This window comes from Clostridium sp. D43t1_170807_H7, assembly GCF_015555905.1.
In the GTDB taxonomy this organism is placed as follows: domain Bacteria; phylum Bacillota; class Clostridia; order Clostridiales; family Clostridiaceae; genus Clostridium.
In genome coordinates this window covers 41,852-59,382 of sequence record NZ_JADNLK010000017.1, presented here as the reverse complement: position 1 = coordinate 59,382, position 17,531 = coordinate 41,852, and the positions used below count along the sequence as shown (strand labels likewise).

Sequence of the window (17,531 nt, the reverse complement as noted above, 5' to 3'; positions counted from 1 at the left end):
ATTATATTTTAATATATTATATTTTACTTTTTTATTATTTTTTTAATATTTATTAATATAAATACTATTTTAATAATATTTTTTTCTTGTTTTAATTCTCTCCATTTTCCAAAAATTATTTTTCAAATTAAAAAAATATTCTTAATTTTATGTTAAAAGAATTATTTTATTTACTATCACCCTTTTCCTTTTTATGGATTTAGCTTTTGTAGAATTTTATGTGAAATAGATGGAGTAAATATTTTTACAAATAATTACATGTATAAAATATACTTTTATTCCAATAAAAAGATTTTCTATTTTTTGTAAATTGATCTGTTTTTTTGATATATTTTGTGTATTATTTTCATTTATTAATACTTTTTTATATCCTTTAATTTTCATTAGATACTTAATTTAAAATTAATAAAAAAAATACCTAGCTTTTATACTAGATATTTACTAATTACTTATATATTATTTACTTTCTTGTAGTAATTTATTTAATTTATTTTGAACTAACCATAATTTCTTTTGCTTTCTATTGAATGCAACCATTTTATTCTTATTATTTTTGCTTTCATCAAGAAGTTTAATATATTTTTCATCTGCTATTTTTAATGCATCTTCAATTACTAAAAGTTCCTCTTTAGTAAACATAAATTATCGCCTCCAACTAATCCAATTTTACTAACTTATTATATCATAAGTTACATTTATCTAACTTAAAATATTTTTAAGGTAGCAATAATATTTAAAAAATATTTTTTATACTTAAATAAAAGGAGCTATTAAGAATACCTAATAACTCCTTTATATTATATTATATTTTCTTTACTACTGATGATTTTAACTTCATAGCTCCAAATCCATCGATTTTACAGTCTATATCATGCCCATCTGTTACATCATATAATAAACGTATATTTTTAACTTTTGTTCCTTGCTTTAATGCTGATGAAGCACCTTTTACTTTAAGATCCTTAATTATTGTAACTGTATCTCCATCATTTAAAACATTACCGTTTGCATCTTTTATAATATTTGCTTCCTCTTCTGCTGCTTGACTTGCTGCAGTCCATTCATGGCCACATTCTGGGCATATTAAAAGACTTCCATCTTCATAAGTATATTCTGAATTACATTTTGGACAATTTGGTAACATAATTTCATTTCCTCCATTTGCTTTTTTAATTCTCTTTTTAATAAAGAATATTATTTACTTTCTTGCATCCTTTATACTATCATAGTCTAATAATATTTACAAACTTAGAAACAATGGGATATTATATATGTTATTTTATTATTTTAATAAATTCTTTTAATATAAAGTCAATTTACTTTTATCTTTTCTTTATTTAATTGTAAAATTGTAATCATTATATTATTATAAAATAAAATCAATATACGATTTTAATGTAAAAAAGCAATTTGAAAGAAATTAATAAATAAAGGGGCATATACCATGAAATACGAAGTTATATTATTTGATGCAGATGAAACATTATATGATTTCAAGAAATCTGAAAGGGAAGCATTTAAAAATACAATGCTTAAATTTAATATAAATTATGATGAAAATTATCACTTAAAAATTTATCAAGAAATAAATATAGCTCTATGGAAAGAATTTGAACAAGGCCTTATTACACAAAAAGTTTTAAAAATAGAAAGATTTAAAAGATTATCAGATAGGTTAAACATGAATTTTGATGAAAATGTTTTTGCAAATTCATATATAGAAAATTTAGCTTCGGCATCCTTTTTATATGATAATAGTATAGAACTTATAGAAACTCTACATAAATCTTATAGACTTGCTATAGTAACTAACGGCCTTACATCAGTTCAAGACAAAAGAATTAGAAAATCTAGTATAGCAAAATTCTTTGAAACTATAGTAATTTCTGAAGAAGTATCAACGGCAAAGCCAAATCCTAAAATTTTTGAACATACTTTAAAATCTATGAATTTTTTTGATAAAAGCAAAGTTTTAATGATAGGAGATAGTTTAAGTTCTGATATACAAGGTGGAATAAACTTTGGTATAGATACCTGTTGGTACAACCCTAACAAAGTTATAAATGAAACTTCAATAAAACCTACCTATGAGATTTCTAATTTTGATGAACTTAAGCTTTTATTGCTTAATTCATAAAAACATTTATAAATAATAAAAAGATATAGAATTAAATCTAATTCTATATCTTTTTAAGTTTTTTATTATATCTTCTTAACTATAGGAAAGGCTATTTTTGCCTCCATTTTCTTCGAATCACCATAATTAAACCTTTTGGGTAATTCTAATATAGTTTCATATCCATATCTTTCATAATAATACTTTTCACTTGCTTTAAAAACACTTTTTATGTTTATTCTATACCAAATTTATTTTCTGGATTAAAATCATAATGAAACTATAAATACTTTATTTACTCTGCTCAAATAACCAATCTCTAACTGATTCTAACTTATATGCATAGTCAAATGAATACATATGCTCATTACCAACTGTCATACCTTCTGGTACAACACTACCTTTTTCAAACATAATAAAGTTGATTGCATTATTATTTGAAAGTAATTCATTCACTTTTGCATTTTGAACATCATATGAATCTTTTGCATTCAACATAATATAACCGTATTCTACACCATTTTGATCATATGCTTCTTTTAACAAGTTCATACCTTCAGATGCCTTTACATCGCCTTCAGCTACAATATAGAAAAATTTATCATCTTTTAATTTTAAGAGTACATCTGTATCCCATTGTCCTCCTACAAAAATAGATGCAGCAAATAAGTCAGTCTAAGTCAGTTGCCCAAATCACTCCACCCCATCCTTGTGTCAGGGATGCCTCTAACCCTTTATCTACAAGACTTGAATCTGGTATAAACATTACTAAAGGATATGTCTTTGTTTCATCATATGATTCTGGAATATATAAATTATATTCAATCACTACATCTGATTCCGCATCATTAAAAACAAATGTCTGGAACTTGCTTACCTCACTTTTAATCATTTCTTGCAATTCCACATCAGATGATTTATCAACGTTTATTCCATCTGTCTGCGGCTTATTACTTCCTTCTTCCTCACTCTGATTTTGTACGCTACTATCTTGTTTAGAAGTTACCTCTTCCTTATTCTGTATATCTGTATTAGACTTTGTATTACATCCCACAAGCATTGTAGACATTAAGATAGCAGATACAGAAACCATTGCAATTTTTTGATTAAATTTTCTACTAGGTTGTAATGTTATGATTCTATTATTTACTTATTTTTCTTTATTACCTACCAGCTTATTTAGAAAACATTCAATTTATCCCCTTTTCGTAGTTTTTCATTTATATGGCTACATTTCTTCACCTTTTCTAAAATCTCTGTTTTCTGATGTGTTAACGTTGCTTTTTAGATGTATTTTGACTGATTACCTACTCAATTTTTCTACTTCATTTTTTATTTAGGTTACATCTTATCTCTTTTTGATTTCAATCTTATTCTTACTGAAAATATCGTCACTATCGTTATATCAATACTACTATTACAACGATATTTTCCATAAGGTTATTATTGTTATAAAAAAAATTAGCTTATTGTTATAATATCATCACAATTAATTTATTATTCTTATTAATTGTGATGATACCTTACTTCTTACTACTTCTTAGTTGTTGCTTCTATTGAAGTTGCCACAACTGTTAGTATTGTTCCAACTACTTTTATTACTGTTACTATATCCATGACTTTCTCCTCCTATCTCTTATACGTGTATATGTATGAGTAACTATCTTTTACAGGTATTAACTTTATTACATACTTACCTTCTTCAAGCTCTATGTATACTAGAGTTTCTTTATCATATCCTGTACCATTACATAGCTCTACAACTTTATTGAATTCTTCTATTAATGTGAATTAAATATAATTAAGTTCTTGTTGTAACTTCTTTAGGTCTATTAACTTCCTATTATTCAATTCAACTATTAACTCTCTATGATTCCATTGGTTAGATAGTCTTCCATCATAGAAATCGAACCTCATTACTCCAAGAAGTTCTTTACTATCATAATTAAAATACTTTTCTTTACTTAGCTTATTTATCATTTACTTGAATCTCCTTCAATTAGTATTCTGATGGAAAAAGCATTGTAGAATATTCTCCACTATCTATTACATATACTTTAATCTCATCATCTAGTTGAATATCTTCTAGCTCTATTTCATATGTGCTTGAGTATTTAGGAACTTCTTGACTTTGGTTTATTATAATCTTATTTCCTTCTTTTCTTAGCTTGAACACTTGTAAGTAATCTAGTTCAACACTTTCTTCATCCTTTAACTTATCAATCATGCTCCACATTATAAGTTGCAACCTTATATCTACTTTCTCATTTACACTTATAGTTACATATCTATTATTCTTGAACATATTTCTTTATCTCCCTATAACAGAAAAAGTCTTAATCACTATACTTATAGCAATTAAGACTTTTAGATTTTATTTATTTCTTGTTTTAACATTTCAATGAATCCTTCTGAAAATACTTTCTCTCTTATTGATTCTTTTATTAGCTCTATTAGTTCTAACTCTGTTACATCAAGACTTCTTGGAATGTATGTTTCATCACCTCTTCTAGTTGCCTTGTAGACACAGAACCTTACTTCATCTCTCTTTAGCTCCTTGATGTAGATTTTCTCTATTGAGTATGTGTATTCTCCTTCTCCAACTTTTCCTTGGTTTATTATCTTGCAATATTTAGTTTCCTTGATTATCTTATCCTCTTTTATATTCTTACTCACATTAAATTAACCTCCATTTATTCTAATAGGAACTTAGAAAGTTCTTCTGTTGTTACTACTACAATTGCATAATCACTTGAAAGCAAAAATAAGGAAGAAGTCCAATTAACTCCTTCCTTACATTCAATAATATCAGTATATTCTGGTATTAAACCTTGTAACTTATCTTTCTTTAACATTTCGATAACAACGATATTTTCTGCTATAACTATATATCCTCCTAAATCTTTCTCTATATCTCTATTAGCTCCATAATTTTCACCTAATACATTAATGACGTCTAAAACATTACTGATTACTTCTATAGGATATCCTTTTAATTGATTTTTTAAATAAACCTTTTTCATTATAAATTTCTCCCTTCTAAGAAAGTAAAAAACTTTTACTTGTATACATAAATACAAGTAAAAGTTTGTTTTTCTAAGTTAATAATATATATTTAATTTATCTTTTAATACAGTAATTAACCTAATTCTAATATTGTAATTTAAAAGTGTTTTTGAAGATTTCTACAAAAAATTTACGAACCTTCTTGTATTGTTCAATCAAATTATCTTCATTTTTAATCCCTTATATTCATGATATTTTTTTATCCATTATCATAGAAATAATATATAACACTAATACTGGTGCTACTAATAATGAAGTACATACTATACCAATACTTACTGAAATATTTGTAGCTATGATTCCTATAATCGGTCCACCTAAAATTTGACCTAAGGAATTCATTTGTCCATTTATAGAAAGCACAGTAGCTCTAGAATTATCATCTATATGCCCATTTAACCACGCACTGAATATAGGTTCATTTATAATTCTAAAGGTATTTGTTGCCAAATAAGCTATTAACATTAAACTAAAGTTTCTTGTAAGAGCAAATATCAACATAGACGATATATAAAGTATATTTATGCATAATAATAGTTTTCCATTTTTCCTATTATCCTCATTCTTAAGATTCTTTGCCATAAAATGCATTACTATGAAGCTCAATATCATTCCTAAAATTCCAAAAATTCCAAACCAAGTCACTGAACTAAGGTTTCCAAGTTTAGGAAGTGTAGTATCTTGTAAAAAATGCGCATTAGAAAGTCTATCATAACCTTCACTTGATAATCCATAAAATAAAGTTACTGCAAGTAAAATCATAATTATAGATTTACTTTTTACAAATTTAAGACCAGATTTAAATGTATATACCATCTTTTTGAATGTATTTAAATCCCCAGGAGCAGATGGTTTAAAATTATTTTCTGGCATATATAACCATAAAAATAATGCAAGAATTATAAATAAAACTCCACTAACTATAATAGGAAGCCTTACAGAGAAATTAGCTATTACAGTGCTTAGTACTATTCCAATAAATGCTCCTATCTGCCCTGCTTGTGCTCCCTTTATATAAATTTCATCTAAATCTTTATTCTTCTCTTCTTCCGCAATCCAAGCTTCAAGCGAGCCACTGATAAAAGTAGACCCTAATCCCCATACAATCTGTGCTACAAGTACGAAAACAAAACTAGAAATAGAACCTTCTAAAATAAATCCCACTCCTGTTAAAACTCCCCCAATAACAATAGATAGTTTACGACTATACACATCTGCAACTATACCTGTAGGAATTTCAAATATAAAGCATGCTAATTCCAAAGTAGTTCCAACAAGTATAAGCTGAAGTGGATTTAAATGAACTATTTCAATGTGATACACTATCATAACTGTAGCTACTAACGAAAAACACATTGCTGTAATAGCTGAAAATAATAAATAAGTTTTATATGCTGAAAGTTTATTAACCATTAATCATCACCATCCTAGTATTTCTTAAAAAATTTGTTTGTTTTTCATAATCTTCATATTTAAATATATAAATCATCAAAATAATCTCCTTAAACAAAAAAAGCTGTAAATGAACATAATTCACTTACAGCCTCATAATCATATAACCTAAATATAAACATAAAATATAGAACTTTAATTATATAACTTATGATTAAGCTATTCAAATTAAAATCTTATACCATATCTATATATAGCAAAAATAGACATAAAAATACCGTGTTTAGAACACGGTTTTCCTATCCTGCAAATAAAGATGTAACATGCTCATTATAATACTAATTATTTTTAGAGTACACAAATAAACATGGTAATATCAATATTATCAATAATTGATTCTACCACAAATAAACCTTGAGTTATTCAAGATTTTTCATATACTTTTAAAAATAATCCTTATTCAGTTAATTTAATTAAAAATTACCTCTTTGCGCATATTTACAACACCTTTACATTTATATTTTTTATGCTTATATTTTAGTATAATTATAGTATATATAATTTTAAAAATTTTTTCAATGCTACAGATTCTGAAAAACAAATTCTAATTTTCTCAAGTAGTGAAAAATGAAGAATCTATAAATAAAATTAAAATACCCAACAAAAATTCAAACTTTAGATTTTTGTAAGTTTCATTGCAAAAATTAAAGCACACCTATCGTCCATTTATATATCCAATTCTATCCAAAACCTCATTTATTTATGGTACGGTTCGTTTTTCATTATTCTAAAAGCTCTATAAACTTGTTCAAGTAACATTACTCTAAACAATTGATGTGGAAACGTCATCTTAGAGAAGCATACCTTATAATTTGCCCTTCTAATTACATCTTGAGATAATCCTAAACTACCACCTATAACAAAAGTTATGTTAGAGTTACCCATAACCCCTTGAGTCTCAATAAATTTTGAGAACTCCTCTGAGGTCATTTGTTTAGCATTTAAATCCATTGCTACAACAAACATATTATCCTTTATCTTAGATAAAATAAGCTGTCCTTCTTTATCTTTAATCTGTAATTCTTCCTTCTCTGATGCATTATCAGGTGTCTTTTCATCAGGTAATTCTATAATATCAATTTTACAATATCTTGTTAATCTTTTAGAATACTCCTCAATTGCTTGTTTTAAATACTTTTCTTTTAATTTCCCTACAGATATAACTGTTATGTTCATTACTTTTCCTCCTAAGTTATCAATACTTTTTTATAAACTTAACTTTTAATATTAATTCTTATATTTCAAATTTTATAACTATCAACGTCAATTATAGTAGTATCTTCTCCTATATAAGTATTTTTAGGAATCAATACTCTTAAAATATCATTTTTAAAAACAGCTTTTATATTTTGTGCATCTGCATTTTCTACATAATAATCCTCTTCTATGTCACCACCAGATTGTATTACTGCCATAGCTATATTTTGATTATTAGTATAAAACATATTTCTCTTTACTTTAAGGGTTATATAATTATTTTCATACTCTAAATCAATATTCTCCTTTTTAACTCCAGGAAGATAGCACTCTAATGTATATGCTCTTTTATGCTCTTTAAAATTAATATTAATCGAAGACATATTATCTATTTCACTGATTAAATTATTCATAAAATCACTATTTACAAAATTATCAACTATCTCATCTATAACTCCAATACTATTAGATACAGCATTTAACGTAGTCGAAAATATATATGGAAATATATTAAACATATAGTCCTCCACTCTAACACTTATAACTACTTATAATTTATTTATAAACTTTGCTATTTGACACTCTATTAAATATATTTTTAACTTAATCAGCAAAAAAAGAGCCTTGAAATCAAAGCTCTTTTAATTTAAAATTATTTTCCACAACACTTCTTGTACTTTTTACCGCTTCCACAAGGACAAGCATCATTTCTACCAACCTTGTTTTCATTTCTTACGCTACAAGATTCTCTATATGCTTTTTGAATTTCTTTTCTCTTTTCTGGTGAGAATATTGCATCCCATTGTGGTAACATATATAAGTATTCAGCCTTAGCTTCTAACATATTGAAATATAATTTTTCTAAATTTATATCTAATACTATTTCATCAGTAGCTGTTAAAGCTTCTAAATCATAAGAATTATTTAAGCTATCGTTGATTCCATCAACAAATCCCATTATAAATTCTTCAGAAGTTTCATATTTCTTTGCGAAATCAGCAATAGTAATTTTTATAGATTCCTTACTATTAGCTAATAAATCTCTATATATAGCAGTTTCTATTTTAGTATATTCGTTCCAGAATGCTGCTTCTCCCTTTGTCTTAACGTATTCTACGACCATATCTGTCCATTGTTTATATAAACTCATATCCATTTCTCCTCTTTCTTCTCTTACGGTTATATAAAAATTATACTAAATATTATGTACACTTTTCAATATATATTATTACATCATTTTTACTTCATATTTAGCTTGATTATTACAATAACTACATTTCTTTTCTGTAACTTCATTTATTACAGGAAAAGTTTCTTTTTCATTTATAACTTCATCCATTGCTTCGTCTATATGTTCTTCACATGCATATATCAATTCCATATCAATCACCTTCTGATTCTTTAAAATTAAATTATCTATAGAATTATAATCTTACTAGGATTATGTCTATTAGCCATACTTAAAAATACATCTAATCCTACCTCAATATTATTAGCAGTTAATATATCTTTTACTGTTAACTCTGCAAGATCTGGAGTATTATTAGTATTACTTAAATGTCCTAATATAATATTTTTTCCTAAACCATTTTTTAATATCTTAACAATAGCCTCTCCACAATCTTCATTAGATAAATGTCCGTAACTTTCCTTAATTCTTTGCTTCAAGCTATATGGATAAGGACCCATATCTAACATTTGTGGATTATAGTTACTCTCTATTAAAATAACTTCAGAATCTTTTATACTATCTTCAATTTCTCTAGTAAATGTACCAAAATCAGTTGCAACACTTGCCATTTTCCCATCTAAATTAATAGTATATCCAACCGGAGCTGCAGCATCATGAGGAATGATAAAAGACTTTATATCCATATCTTTTATAGATACAACAGATCTTCTATCCATTACCTTTATGTTATGCTCCTTTATCTTTCCAATAGTGCTTTCCATTGCAACCCATGTATCATGAGGAGCATATATAGGAATATCATATTTTCTTGATAAAACTCCCACACCCTTAATGTGATCTATATGTTCATGTGTTATAAAAATTCCATCTATATCACTTGGATTTTGCCCAATGTATTTTAATGCTTCATCTATTTTCTTTCCAGGTAATCCAGCATCTATTAATATTTTAGCCTTTTCAGATCCTACAAAAATACTATTTCCACTACTTCCACTATATAATGAGCAAAATTTCATTTAATATTCCCCCAAGTTTATTTTACTACTCTTCTTATATCTGCTCCTAATGCTCTAAACTTATCTTCAATATGAGGGTATCCTCTATCAATATGCTCAATTTCAGATATTTCAGTTTCTCCATTAGCAACTAATCCAGCTATAACCATTGCTGCTCCAGCTCTTAAGTCTGTAGCTACTACTTTTGCACCATTTAATACTCTAACACCATCTATTATAGCTGTTCTACCTTCAACTTTAATATCAGCACCCATCTTCTTTAATTCATCTGTGTGCTTATGTCTATTTTCCCATATACTTTCAGCTATTAAGCTTCTTCCTTCTGTGATACTTAATAAAGTTGACATAGGTTGTTGTACATCTGTTGGGAATCCTGGATACGGTGCTGTTTTTACGCTTACACCTTTTAATGGCTTATCAACAGTTACTCTTACGCTATCGTCACCTTCTTCAACTATTGCACCCATTTCAATAAGCTTTGCTGAAATTGATTCTAAATGCTTTGGAATTACATTTTTTACAGTTATATCTCCTTTTGTAGCCGCAGCAGCTATCATAAATGTTCCTGCTTCTATTTGATCAGGTATAACACTGTAATTGCATCCAACTAGCTTTTTAACACCTCTAACTCTTATAACATCTGTACCAGCACCCTTTACGTCTGCTCCCATAGTATTTAAGAAGTTAGCAACGTCAACTACATGAGGTTCCTTTGCGACATTTTCTAATATAGTTGTTCCTTCAGCCATAGTTGCTGCAATCATAACATTTATTGTTGCTCCTACAGAAACTACATCAAAGAATATATTAGCTGCATGTAATTCTTCTGCTTCAACGCTTACAGCTCCATGTTCTATTGTTACTTTAGCTCCTAAAGCTTCGAATCCCTTTATATGTTGATCTATAGGTCTTACCCCTATAGGACATCCGCCTGGTAATTCAACTCTAGCTTTTTTAAATCTAGTTAATAACGCACCAATGAAATAATATGATGCTCTCATTCTTCTTACATCTTCAGTACAAGCATTTACAGTTGTTATGTCCGAAGCGTCTATTTCTAAAGTATTACTATTTATTTTACTTACTCTACATCCTAAACTAGTTAATATTCTTTCTAGGCAATGTACATCTTCTATATCTGGTATATTATCAATAATACATTTACCTTCAGCAGCTAAAATAGCTGCTGGCAAAATAGCAACAGCTGCATTTTTTGCTCCGTTAATTTCTACAGAACCTTGCAATACTTTGCCTCCATTAATAATTAATGTTTCCATCCTATTCACCCTTATCCAAATTTATATATATATTAATCTATCCTATAATATAAAAATTATCCAATTTTTGTTTCATAAGGCAAATTTTCTTTGTTTGTCTTACAAATTTTTAGTCAACACTATTGATTATATCATAAAGTATGTATGAGTTAATAGCGTTTTTTTCTTCCAAAGCTCCTTATTTTTTAACTTTACCATAAGATATTGCTTAAATATACAAATTGTCAATTCAAGCTTATGTGTGATATAATTTAATATAAACGTATTATACAAAATTTAACTTGTGAGGTTATAACATGAAATATTATTTGGTAGCATTATTTGATGATGTATCTTATAAAAATTTAAGTCCAATTCAAAGAAGTTTATCTAAAAAGTATAGAGCAAATAGAAATTCCCCAATTCCTTATATTCCTTTAGAGGTAATAGAGAATCCTAATATAGATAAACTTAATACTGTTATTGATAAGATTTTAAAACCATATAAAAACTTTAAGGTAGAGCTGTCATCAACTGTAACTCTTTGCGACTCAAATAAAACTCTCAACTTAAAAATCGAAAAAATTGGATATATTAAGAAATTAGATAGACTAATTGGTGATAATCTTAAAATGTATGGTTTTAATGTGAAAAATGATAATAGCGATCTTCATCTTTCTCTAGCTAATATTAACTATATTAATAGAGATAATAAAAAATTTGATACAGAGATCGAATATAAACCTAGCATTTTAACATTAAAAGTTAATAGATTAGAACTTTGGAAAATATCCAATAATCGAAGAGAAACATTAATTCAAACATACCCTTTAAAAACAATTTAATAATTTTTTATATTAAAAAGAGCGCTATATTTTTTAGTTGCTCTTTTTTATATTGAGATTTGTAACAATAGAATTTTAAACTTTATTTTTTTGTATTCGTTTACTCCACTTTTCAAGCTTTAATTATTTCTGTAAAATATATTATATTAATCCTAGTAGACGGGGAGGACACTTATGAACATTTTACCAATTGTGGAATTACAAAAAGAAAAAAGGCATGAAATCTTAATTAATCAGAATCTCTCACAATATAAACTTTGGGCGAGAAAGCATCTTGAACTGCAGGTTAAATTAAGTTCATTAGCAGAAGAAACTAAGTGTTATAAATACTGGATAGACGACGGCTTAAATTTAAGCAAAGAAACTGTGTTTATTAAGTATGCAGATTTTCTTGCACATGTAATTAATCTAGGTATTGATAAGCATTATATTGATAGTTACGAAGTAGTGCTTAGACCTAACGATTACTGCTTAAGCGATCAATTTTTAAACCTATATATCGATATAAACGACTTAATAATATCACCTTCTAATGATCACTTTTTCACTCTCCTTGAAGATGTATTAAGTTTAGGTATTACTTTAGGTTATTCAGAAGAAGAAATTTTTAATTCATTTATATATTAATTATTTAAAGCATTCAGATGATCCATAATAACATCTAATGCTTTTTTTATTCATATATTTAATTTATATTATATTAACAAAAAGCTCCTAATTCATATATTATAGTAATGTGAATAATTTTAGGAGTTTTTTATGTTTTCTTCAACTAAAAAACTAGATCCTAATCTTAAAAGTCTTTTAGCATCTAGTAGTATTAATGAATATAGAATTTTAATAAAATATAGAAACTTCCCAGATTCAATTTCTAAAAAAATAAACTCCTATCGGGGTACAGTTATAAGAAAAATTGAATCATGTAATATAATATGTGCTCAAGTAAAAGCTAAATCAATAGAGCTATTATTAGAATATCCAGAAATCCACTATATTTGTTTAGATCAATACCTTTCATTGTGTGGTATGAGTATCCCTACAGCTAACAAGGTTAGACTTTCAAATAAACTTTCTATATACGGCCGTGGTATTGGTGTTGGTATTATTGATTCTGGCGTATATCCCCATGGAGATTTAACTTATCCCATTAATAGAATAAGTACATTTGTTGATTTAGTTAACGAACTCCCTTATCCTTATGATGATAATGGACATGGAACATGTACATGTGGAATAATTGCTGGTAATGGACTAGCTTCAAATAAAATATATACTGGAGTTGCCCCAGAAGCTAATATTCATTGCTTCAAGGCATTTGATAAATTAGGAAAAGGCTATGTTTCTGATGTTTTATTTTCATTAGAAGATTTAATTAATAGTAGTGAAAAGTATAACATTAAAGTTATCTGTTTACCCTTTGAAACTCTTTATTATAATAAGTTTATTTTTACACAATTTGATGCTCTATTTAAAAAAGCACGACTTCACTCCATAGTTTGTGTGCTACCTAGTGGTAGCAATAAAAATATAGATGGATCTATTACAGGAATTGCCTTAAGTACTAATTGTATTACTGTTTCAGGTATAGACACAACTTCATCTGAAACAAAATCTTACTCATATTCATCTTGTGGTGCAATAAAAAAGGATAAAAAGCCTGATTTCTGTGCTGCATGTGTTGATATAATGTCTTTAAATTCTAATACATCTTATATATCATATAAAAACAATACTAAAATGCATGCACCAAAATTAGATACTTCATATAAAAGTTTTACCGGCACATCTATATCTGCCGCATATGTATCTGGTCTATGTGCTCTTTTATTTGAACAACATCCTGAATTTACATTCGATGATATTTTATCTTTATTAAAGGTAGCTTCAACTCCATTAGATATTCCTAAAAATCAACAAGGTGAAGGTAAAATAGATATAAATAAAGTTTTACAACAATAAAAGAAACACCATTAATGGTGTTTCTTTTATTGTTGTATATATTTAACCGGATCTACTGGCTGATTATCGACTCTAAGTTCAAAATGTAAATGTGGTCCTGTACTATTTCCTGTGCTTCCAACAGTACCTATAATCTCATCTTTCTTTACAATATCACCAACATTAACATATATCTCATTTAAATGTGCATAATATGTTTTCATATTATTTCCGTGTTGTATTACTATTAGGTTACCATATCCACCATTATTATATCCAGCCTTAATCACCTTTCCATCTAAAGATGCATTTACACTGGCTCCTAAATTTTTAGCTATATCTATCCCCTTATGAACCGATTTTGCTCTAACCTCTCCGAAATAAGAGCTTAAATATCCACCTTTACTTGGATTAGATAAAAATGCTATTCCATCATAATATGGATTCTTAGTACCTATTTTTACTATAGTATTAACAGCTGGTTGAATAGTTTGTTTACTTACTACTTTCTCTTTACTTTTATTTAATCCATCATAAATTATCTCTTTATGAACTAAGTTCATTCCCCTTACCCCTTGAACAGTCTCGGTTTCTCCTATATATAAATCACTACATTCCTCTGTTACTGTTTCTGGTTCAATAACTTCAGATTCTGTTAAATCTATTTTAAAATCTAACCCTGATAAACTTTCATTTATTACAGACGCATCATATACCTCTTTTGCCACTTCACCACTTAAGTTTAAACTTGATAGTCTATTTTTTTCTATATCTGAATTAATTGTTCCCATAATCTGTATTGCTGTAATATTATTAACATTAATCCCCAATTCATTTATATAAGAATTGCATATATATTCTAAGATTGAGTGCTTATATTCAATTAAAGATGTAAGTCCAACAGTATTATCTGCTAACCTTATTGAATGGCCTTTTAAATTAATAGTAAAAACATTACTCATATTAGAATTAAATACATTAACTGTACTTAAGTTAAAATCTGAAGTTAAACTTCCTAAATCTTTTTCACTAGCTACTTTATCCTTTATGATTAACTCATTTTCTTCTAATCTAATTGTATTTAAATTTGCATAAACATTGTTATATGGTACTATAAAAATCAAATTTATAAACATAACCACTGAAACTATTTTTAATATTTTCCACCATATACTTATGTTATTCTGCCCATTCACGTCCATTCTTTTATATTCCTCCTACTCCTATTTTTTAAGCACATCAATTAATTTGCCCTAATTTAGCTATATTATACATATTTATTATTTAATTGTTATGTTGAGGGTTGAGAAAGCCTTTGCTATAATTAATTTAAATGTATAGTATTAAAAAATTTTTCTAATACTTAAAGTTGTTTACGTTAGTTAGCTTCGATTTGCTAAATAAAAATTTAGAATCTAACTTAAGAAAGGTCGAAAAATAATATGAGCACTTTTATGCTAAAAAATAATTCATTAAACTTTACTCCAGTAAGCAATGTATTTATTGAAAAATATATGCCAAAAGCTCGTGGAGAATTCATCAAGGTTTATTTATTGATGCTTAAATATAGCAATTCTGGAGAGATGGGAGTAAGTTCTTCAATTTTAGCATCATCTCTAAACTTATTGGAATCAGATATATTAAATGCCTTAAATTATTGGAATGATGAAGGTGTATTAAGGTTTATTCCAATAGATAAAATGGGAAACTATAATATAGAGTTTATAAACTTAGTAGAAGATTCAAATATAAAAAATAAAGAAGTAAATTTATTAGAAGCATTAAATAAAACATCTACTAAGGATATGCTTAATGATATTGAAAGATTATTAGGTAGACCTCTATCCCCTAAAGAAATGACAACTTATCTAGGTTGGCAAGAAGAATTTAATTTTTCTTCAGAACTAATACTAATTTTACTTGAATATTGTGTTTCAAAAGGTAAAAGCGATTATAGATATATTGAAAAAGTTGCTATTGCTTGGCACAATATGAATATTACAACTATTGATGATGCACAAAATTATATAAAGAAAACTGAAGATAAATGGGTTAAAATTCGTCATATATTAAACTATCTAGGAATTAAAAATCCTGATTTAATGAAACCCCAAGAAGAAATGTTAGAAAAGTGGATTGTCGATTATGCCTTTCCTCTAGAAGTAATAGAAAAAGCTTGTAATATTTGTTTTCAACGTTTAAACAGATCTGACTTTAAATATATAGATGGTATTTTATCTAGTTGGAACAAAAGCAAGTTAAAAACACTAGATGATATAGAGAAAAAAGAAGCTAATTATAAAAATAATCAATCAAATCGAAACTTTGCTTCTAAACAATCAGAAGTTAATCCACTTAAATTTAATAACTTTGAAGCTCGTGAATACGATTATGACTCATTAGAAAAGAAATTGTTAGGATGGGATAAAGATGATTAAAGGCTATCAAGCAGAGCTTATGGATATGTATGAAAAAACTCGTACAGAAGAAAACCGTAAACTAAATCAAAGGCGCGAAGAAATAAAAAATAAATACCCAGAAATATTAGAAATAGATACTACAATACAAAAACTATGTTTAAACTTATCTATGGCTGCTTTAAAGGGAATTACTGACCCTAAAGAATTAGATAATATCAAAGATGAAATTACTGATTTAAGAGCAAAGAAATATGAAATGTTAGTATCTCATGGATATAGCCCTGAATACTTAAATTTGCATTATAATTGTCCTAAATGTAAAGATACAGGTTTTATAGGAATTGAAAAATGTTCTTGTTTTAAATCAAAATTAGTTAAACTTTATTATAAAGATTCAGAATTAGAGGAAGCTGTTAAAAATAATAATTTTAAAAACTTTAATATAAACTTATATCCGAATCATAAATTAAATGATGAAAGATATACTCCAAGAAAAAATATTGAAGACATTCTAGAATATATAACTGGAGAGTATCTGCCTACATTTAAGAACAGTAATACTAATCTTTTATTTTATGGTAATTCAGGAACTGGTAAAACATTTTTATCTTGGTGTATTGCAAAAGAATTATTAGATAGAGGTTTTTTAGTTGTTTATAAAACTGCAGACGATCTTTTAAGAGCACTAAGAGATATAAAATTTAATAATGATACTGATTTAGAAAACCTACTTATTAATTGTGATTTATTAATAATAGATGATTTAGGCTCAGAACAAATAACAGACTTTTCATCTTCTGAACTATTTACATTAATAAATAAAAAAATATTAAAGAATAAAAAAATGCTTATTTCTACTAATCTTACATTACCACTAATCTCAAAAAGATACAGTGAAAGAATTTCCTCAAGAATAATTGGAGATTTTAAATTATTTAAATTCTTTGCAGAAGATATTAGAATACAACTTAATTTAAAAAGACAAAGATAGAATAGATAAGTTCACTAAGACTGTCGGCGTAAGCCGACTTTT

General features: G+C 26.9%; 22 protein-coding genes. 6 read left to right on the top strand and 16 right to left on the bottom strand.

Annotated features, from left to right (window positions below; translation table 11 throughout):
* Positions 1-456 precede the first annotated feature (456 nt).
* A complete protein-coding gene (locus tag I2E98_RS11670; RefSeq protein WP_195469075.1) occupies positions 457-639 on the bottom strand; it encodes a hypothetical protein in 183 nt (60 codons plus the stop codon).
* A gap of 163 nt (positions 640-802) precedes the next feature.
* Positions 803-1,144 (bottom strand): zinc ribbon domain-containing protein YjdM, encoded by a 342-nt coding sequence (locus I2E98_RS11665; RefSeq protein WP_133015209.1) that lies wholly within the window; start codon positions 1,142-1,144, stop codon positions 803-805.
* A 300-nt stretch (positions 1,145-1,444) separates the two neighbouring features.
* On the opposite strand from I2E98_RS11665, the gene I2E98_RS11660 reads away from it, so the two are divergent.
* The gene (locus I2E98_RS11660; protein WP_195469074.1) at positions 1,445-2,137 is read left to right on the top strand and encodes a YjjG family noncanonical pyrimidine nucleotidase; all 693 of its coding nucleotides are present in this window, start codon (positions 1,445-1,447) and stop codon (positions 2,135-2,137) included.
* A gap of 270 nt (positions 2,138-2,407) precedes the next feature.
* On the opposite strand, the gene I2E98_RS11655 is transcribed toward I2E98_RS11660, so the two are convergent.
* The 13 genes from I2E98_RS11655 to I2E98_RS11595 all read right to left on the bottom strand — a co-directional run bounded on the left by I2E98_RS11655 (position 2,408) and on the right by I2E98_RS11595 (position 11,316).
* Positions 2,408-2,668 (bottom strand): hypothetical protein, encoded by a 261-nt coding sequence (locus I2E98_RS11655; protein WP_195469073.1) that lies wholly within the window; start codon positions 2,666-2,668, stop codon positions 2,408-2,410.
* Positions 2,669-2,786: 118 nt separating this feature from the next.
* Positions 2,787-3,209, bottom strand: coding sequence for a hypothetical protein (locus I2E98_RS11650; RefSeq protein ID WP_195469072.1), 423 nt, complete (start codon positions 3,207-3,209; stop codon positions 2,787-2,789).
* A gap of 698 nt (positions 3,210-3,907) precedes the next feature.
* Complete coding sequence (locus I2E98_RS16060; protein ID WP_243251101.1) at positions 3,908-4,096, bottom strand: hypothetical protein; 189 nt, start codon at positions 4,094-4,096, stop codon at positions 3,908-3,910.
* A gap of 19 nt (positions 4,097-4,115) precedes the next feature.
* Entirely contained in the window at positions 4,116-4,421 is a 306-nt protein-coding gene (locus I2E98_RS11640) for a DUF960 family protein (protein ID WP_195469071.1), read from the bottom strand.
* Positions 4,422-4,483: 62 nt separating this feature from the next.
* Positions 4,484-4,792 carry a hypothetical protein gene (locus tag I2E98_RS11635; protein ID WP_195469070.1) on the bottom strand — a complete coding sequence of 103 codons (309 nt, stop codon included), beginning with the start codon at positions 4,790-4,792 and terminating at the stop codon, positions 4,484-4,486.
* A gap of 17 nt (positions 4,793-4,809) precedes the next feature.
* On the bottom strand, positions 4,810-5,139 hold the full coding sequence (locus I2E98_RS11630) for a hypothetical protein (RefSeq protein WP_004455704.1): 330 nt from the start codon (positions 5,137-5,139) through the stop codon (positions 4,810-4,812).
* Between the two features lie 229 nt (positions 5,140-5,368).
* Positions 5,369-6,595 (bottom strand): tetracycline efflux MFS transporter TetA(P), encoded by a 1,227-nt coding sequence (gene tetA(P), locus I2E98_RS11625; RefSeq protein WP_004455690.1) that lies wholly within the window; start codon positions 6,593-6,595, stop codon positions 5,369-5,371.
* A gap of 735 nt (positions 6,596-7,330) precedes the next feature.
* A complete protein-coding gene (gene rlmH, locus I2E98_RS11620) occupies positions 7,331-7,810 on the bottom strand; it encodes a 23S rRNA (pseudouridine(1915)-N(3))-methyltransferase RlmH (RefSeq protein WP_195469069.1) in 480 nt (159 codons plus the stop codon).
* Positions 7,811-7,875: 65 nt separating this feature from the next.
* Positions 7,876-8,349, bottom strand: a complete 474-nt coding sequence (locus I2E98_RS11615) for an Hsp20 family protein (RefSeq protein ID WP_195469068.1) — start codon at positions 8,347-8,349, stop codon at positions 7,876-7,878.
* A 134-nt stretch (positions 8,350-8,483) separates the two neighbouring features.
* Positions 8,484-8,981 carry an SEC-C metal-binding domain-containing protein gene (locus I2E98_RS11610; protein ID WP_195469067.1) on the bottom strand — a complete coding sequence of 166 codons (498 nt, stop codon included), beginning with the start codon at positions 8,979-8,981 and terminating at the stop codon, positions 8,484-8,486.
* Between the two features lie 78 nt (positions 8,982-9,059).
* Complete coding sequence (locus I2E98_RS11605) at positions 9,060-9,212, bottom strand: CxxH/CxxC protein (RefSeq protein ID WP_195469066.1); 153 nt, start codon at positions 9,210-9,212, stop codon at positions 9,060-9,062.
* Positions 9,213-9,247: 35 nt separating this feature from the next.
* Complete coding sequence (locus I2E98_RS11600; protein WP_195469065.1) at positions 9,248-10,039, bottom strand: MBL fold metallo-hydrolase; 792 nt, start codon at positions 10,037-10,039, stop codon at positions 9,248-9,250.
* Between the two features lie 17 nt (positions 10,040-10,056).
* Entirely contained in the window at positions 10,057-11,316 is a 1,260-nt protein-coding gene (locus tag I2E98_RS11595) for a UDP-N-acetylglucosamine 1-carboxyvinyltransferase (RefSeq protein WP_195469064.1), read from the bottom strand.
* Between the two features lie 296 nt (positions 11,317-11,612).
* On the opposite strand from I2E98_RS11595, the gene I2E98_RS11590 reads away from it, so the two are divergent.
* The 3 genes from I2E98_RS11590 to I2E98_RS11580 all read left to right on the top strand — a co-directional run bounded on the left by I2E98_RS11590 (position 11,613) and on the right by I2E98_RS11580 (position 14,099).
* Positions 11,613-12,140 carry a hypothetical protein gene (locus I2E98_RS11590; protein WP_195469063.1) on the top strand — a complete coding sequence of 176 codons (528 nt, stop codon included), beginning with the start codon at positions 11,613-11,615 and terminating at the stop codon, positions 12,138-12,140.
* Positions 12,141-12,314: 174 nt separating this feature from the next.
* A complete protein-coding gene (locus I2E98_RS11585) occupies positions 12,315-12,767 on the top strand; it encodes a dUTP diphosphatase (protein ID WP_195469062.1) in 453 nt (150 codons plus the stop codon).
* A gap of 132 nt (positions 12,768-12,899) precedes the next feature.
* The gene (locus tag I2E98_RS11580; RefSeq protein ID WP_195469061.1) at positions 12,900-14,099 is read left to right on the top strand and encodes a S8 family serine peptidase; all 1,200 of its coding nucleotides are present in this window, start codon (positions 12,900-12,902) and stop codon (positions 14,097-14,099) included.
* A gap of 26 nt (positions 14,100-14,125) precedes the next feature.
* Here I2E98_RS11580 and I2E98_RS11575 read toward each other — a convergent pair whose 3' ends face one another.
* Positions 14,126-15,280 (bottom strand): peptidoglycan DD-metalloendopeptidase family protein, encoded by a 1,155-nt coding sequence (locus tag I2E98_RS11575; RefSeq protein ID WP_195469060.1) that lies wholly within the window; start codon positions 15,278-15,280, stop codon positions 14,126-14,128.
* Between the two features lie 240 nt (positions 15,281-15,520).
* On the opposite strand from I2E98_RS11575, the gene I2E98_RS11570 reads away from it, so the two are divergent.
* Both I2E98_RS11570 and I2E98_RS11565 read left to right on the top strand, forming a co-directional pair.
* The gene (locus tag I2E98_RS11570) at positions 15,521-16,516 is read left to right on the top strand and encodes a DnaD domain protein (protein WP_195469059.1); all 996 of its coding nucleotides are present in this window, start codon (positions 15,521-15,523) and stop codon (positions 16,514-16,516) included.
* Entirely contained in the window at positions 16,509-17,489 is a 981-nt protein-coding gene (locus tag I2E98_RS11565) for an ATP-binding protein (RefSeq protein ID WP_195469058.1), read from the top strand. The genes I2E98_RS11570 and I2E98_RS11565 overlap by 8 nt, the downstream gene beginning before the upstream one ends.
* Positions 17,490-17,531 lie beyond the last annotated feature (42 nt).

What these genes read in the sequence shown, in the direction of transcription:
- I2E98_RS11670 (WP_195469075.1), bottom strand. Translation starts at nt 639, where the DNA reads ATGTTTACTAAAGAGGAACTTTTAGTAATTGAAGATGCATTAAAAATA.
- I2E98_RS11665 (WP_133015209.1), bottom strand. Translation starts at nt 1,144, where the DNA reads ATGTTACCAAATTGTCCAAAATGTAATTCAGAATATACTTATGAAGAT.
- I2E98_RS11660 (WP_195469074.1), top strand. Translation starts at nt 1,445, where the DNA reads ATGAAATACGAAGTTATATTATTTGATGCAGATGAAACATTATATGAT.
- I2E98_RS11655 (WP_195469073.1), bottom strand. Translation starts at nt 2,668, where the DNA reads ATGAACTTGTTAAAAGAAGCATATGATCAAAATGGTGTAGAATACGGT.
- I2E98_RS11650 (WP_195469072.1), bottom strand. Translation starts at nt 3,209, where the DNA reads ATGGTTTCTGTATCTGCTATCTTAATGTCTACAATGCTTGTGGGATGT.
- I2E98_RS16060 (WP_243251101.1), bottom strand. Translation starts at nt 4,096, where the DNA reads ATGATAAATAAGCTAAGTAAAGAAAAGTATTTTAATTATGATAGTAAA.
- I2E98_RS11640 (WP_195469071.1), bottom strand. Translation starts at nt 4,421, where the DNA reads ATGTTCAAGAATAATAGATATGTAACTATAAGTGTAAATGAGAAAGTA.
- I2E98_RS11630 (WP_004455704.1), bottom strand. Translation starts at nt 5,139, where the DNA reads ATGAAAAAGGTTTATTTAAAAAATCAATTAAAAGGATATCCTATAGAA.
- rlmH (WP_195469069.1), bottom strand. Translation starts at nt 7,810, where the DNA reads ATGAACATAACAGTTATATCTGTAGGGAAATTAAAAGAAAAGTATTTA.
- I2E98_RS11615 (WP_195469068.1), bottom strand. Translation starts at nt 8,349, where the DNA reads ATGTTTAATATATTTCCATATATATTTTCGACTACGTTAAATGCTGTA.
- I2E98_RS11610 (WP_195469067.1), bottom strand. Translation starts at nt 8,981, where the DNA reads ATGAGTTTATATAAACAATGGACAGATATGGTCGTAGAATACGTTAAG.
- I2E98_RS11605 (WP_195469066.1), bottom strand. Translation starts at nt 9,212, where the DNA reads ATGGAATTGATATATGCATGTGAAGAACATATAGACGAAGCAATGGAT.
- I2E98_RS11600 (WP_195469065.1), bottom strand. Translation starts at nt 10,039, where the DNA reads ATGAAATTTTGCTCATTATATAGTGGAAGTAGTGGAAATAGTATTTTT.
- I2E98_RS11595 (WP_195469064.1), bottom strand. Translation starts at nt 11,316, where the DNA reads ATGGAAACATTAATTATTAATGGAGGCAAAGTATTGCAAGGTTCTGTA.
- I2E98_RS11590 (WP_195469063.1), top strand. Translation starts at nt 11,613, where the DNA reads ATGAAATATTATTTGGTAGCATTATTTGATGATGTATCTTATAAAAAT.
- I2E98_RS11585 (WP_195469062.1), top strand. Translation starts at nt 12,315, where the DNA reads ATGAACATTTTACCAATTGTGGAATTACAAAAAGAAAAAAGGCATGAA.
- I2E98_RS11580 (WP_195469061.1), top strand. Translation starts at nt 12,900, where the DNA reads ATGTTTTCTTCAACTAAAAAACTAGATCCTAATCTTAAAAGTCTTTTA.
- I2E98_RS11575 (WP_195469060.1), bottom strand. Translation starts at nt 15,280, where the DNA reads ATGGACGTGAATGGGCAGAATAACATAAGTATATGGTGGAAAATATTA.
- I2E98_RS11570 (WP_195469059.1), top strand. Translation starts at nt 15,521, where the DNA reads ATGAGCACTTTTATGCTAAAAAATAATTCATTAAACTTTACTCCAGTA.
- I2E98_RS11565 (WP_195469058.1), top strand. Translation starts at nt 16,509, where the DNA reads ATGATTAAAGGCTATCAAGCAGAGCTTATGGATATGTATGAAAAAACT.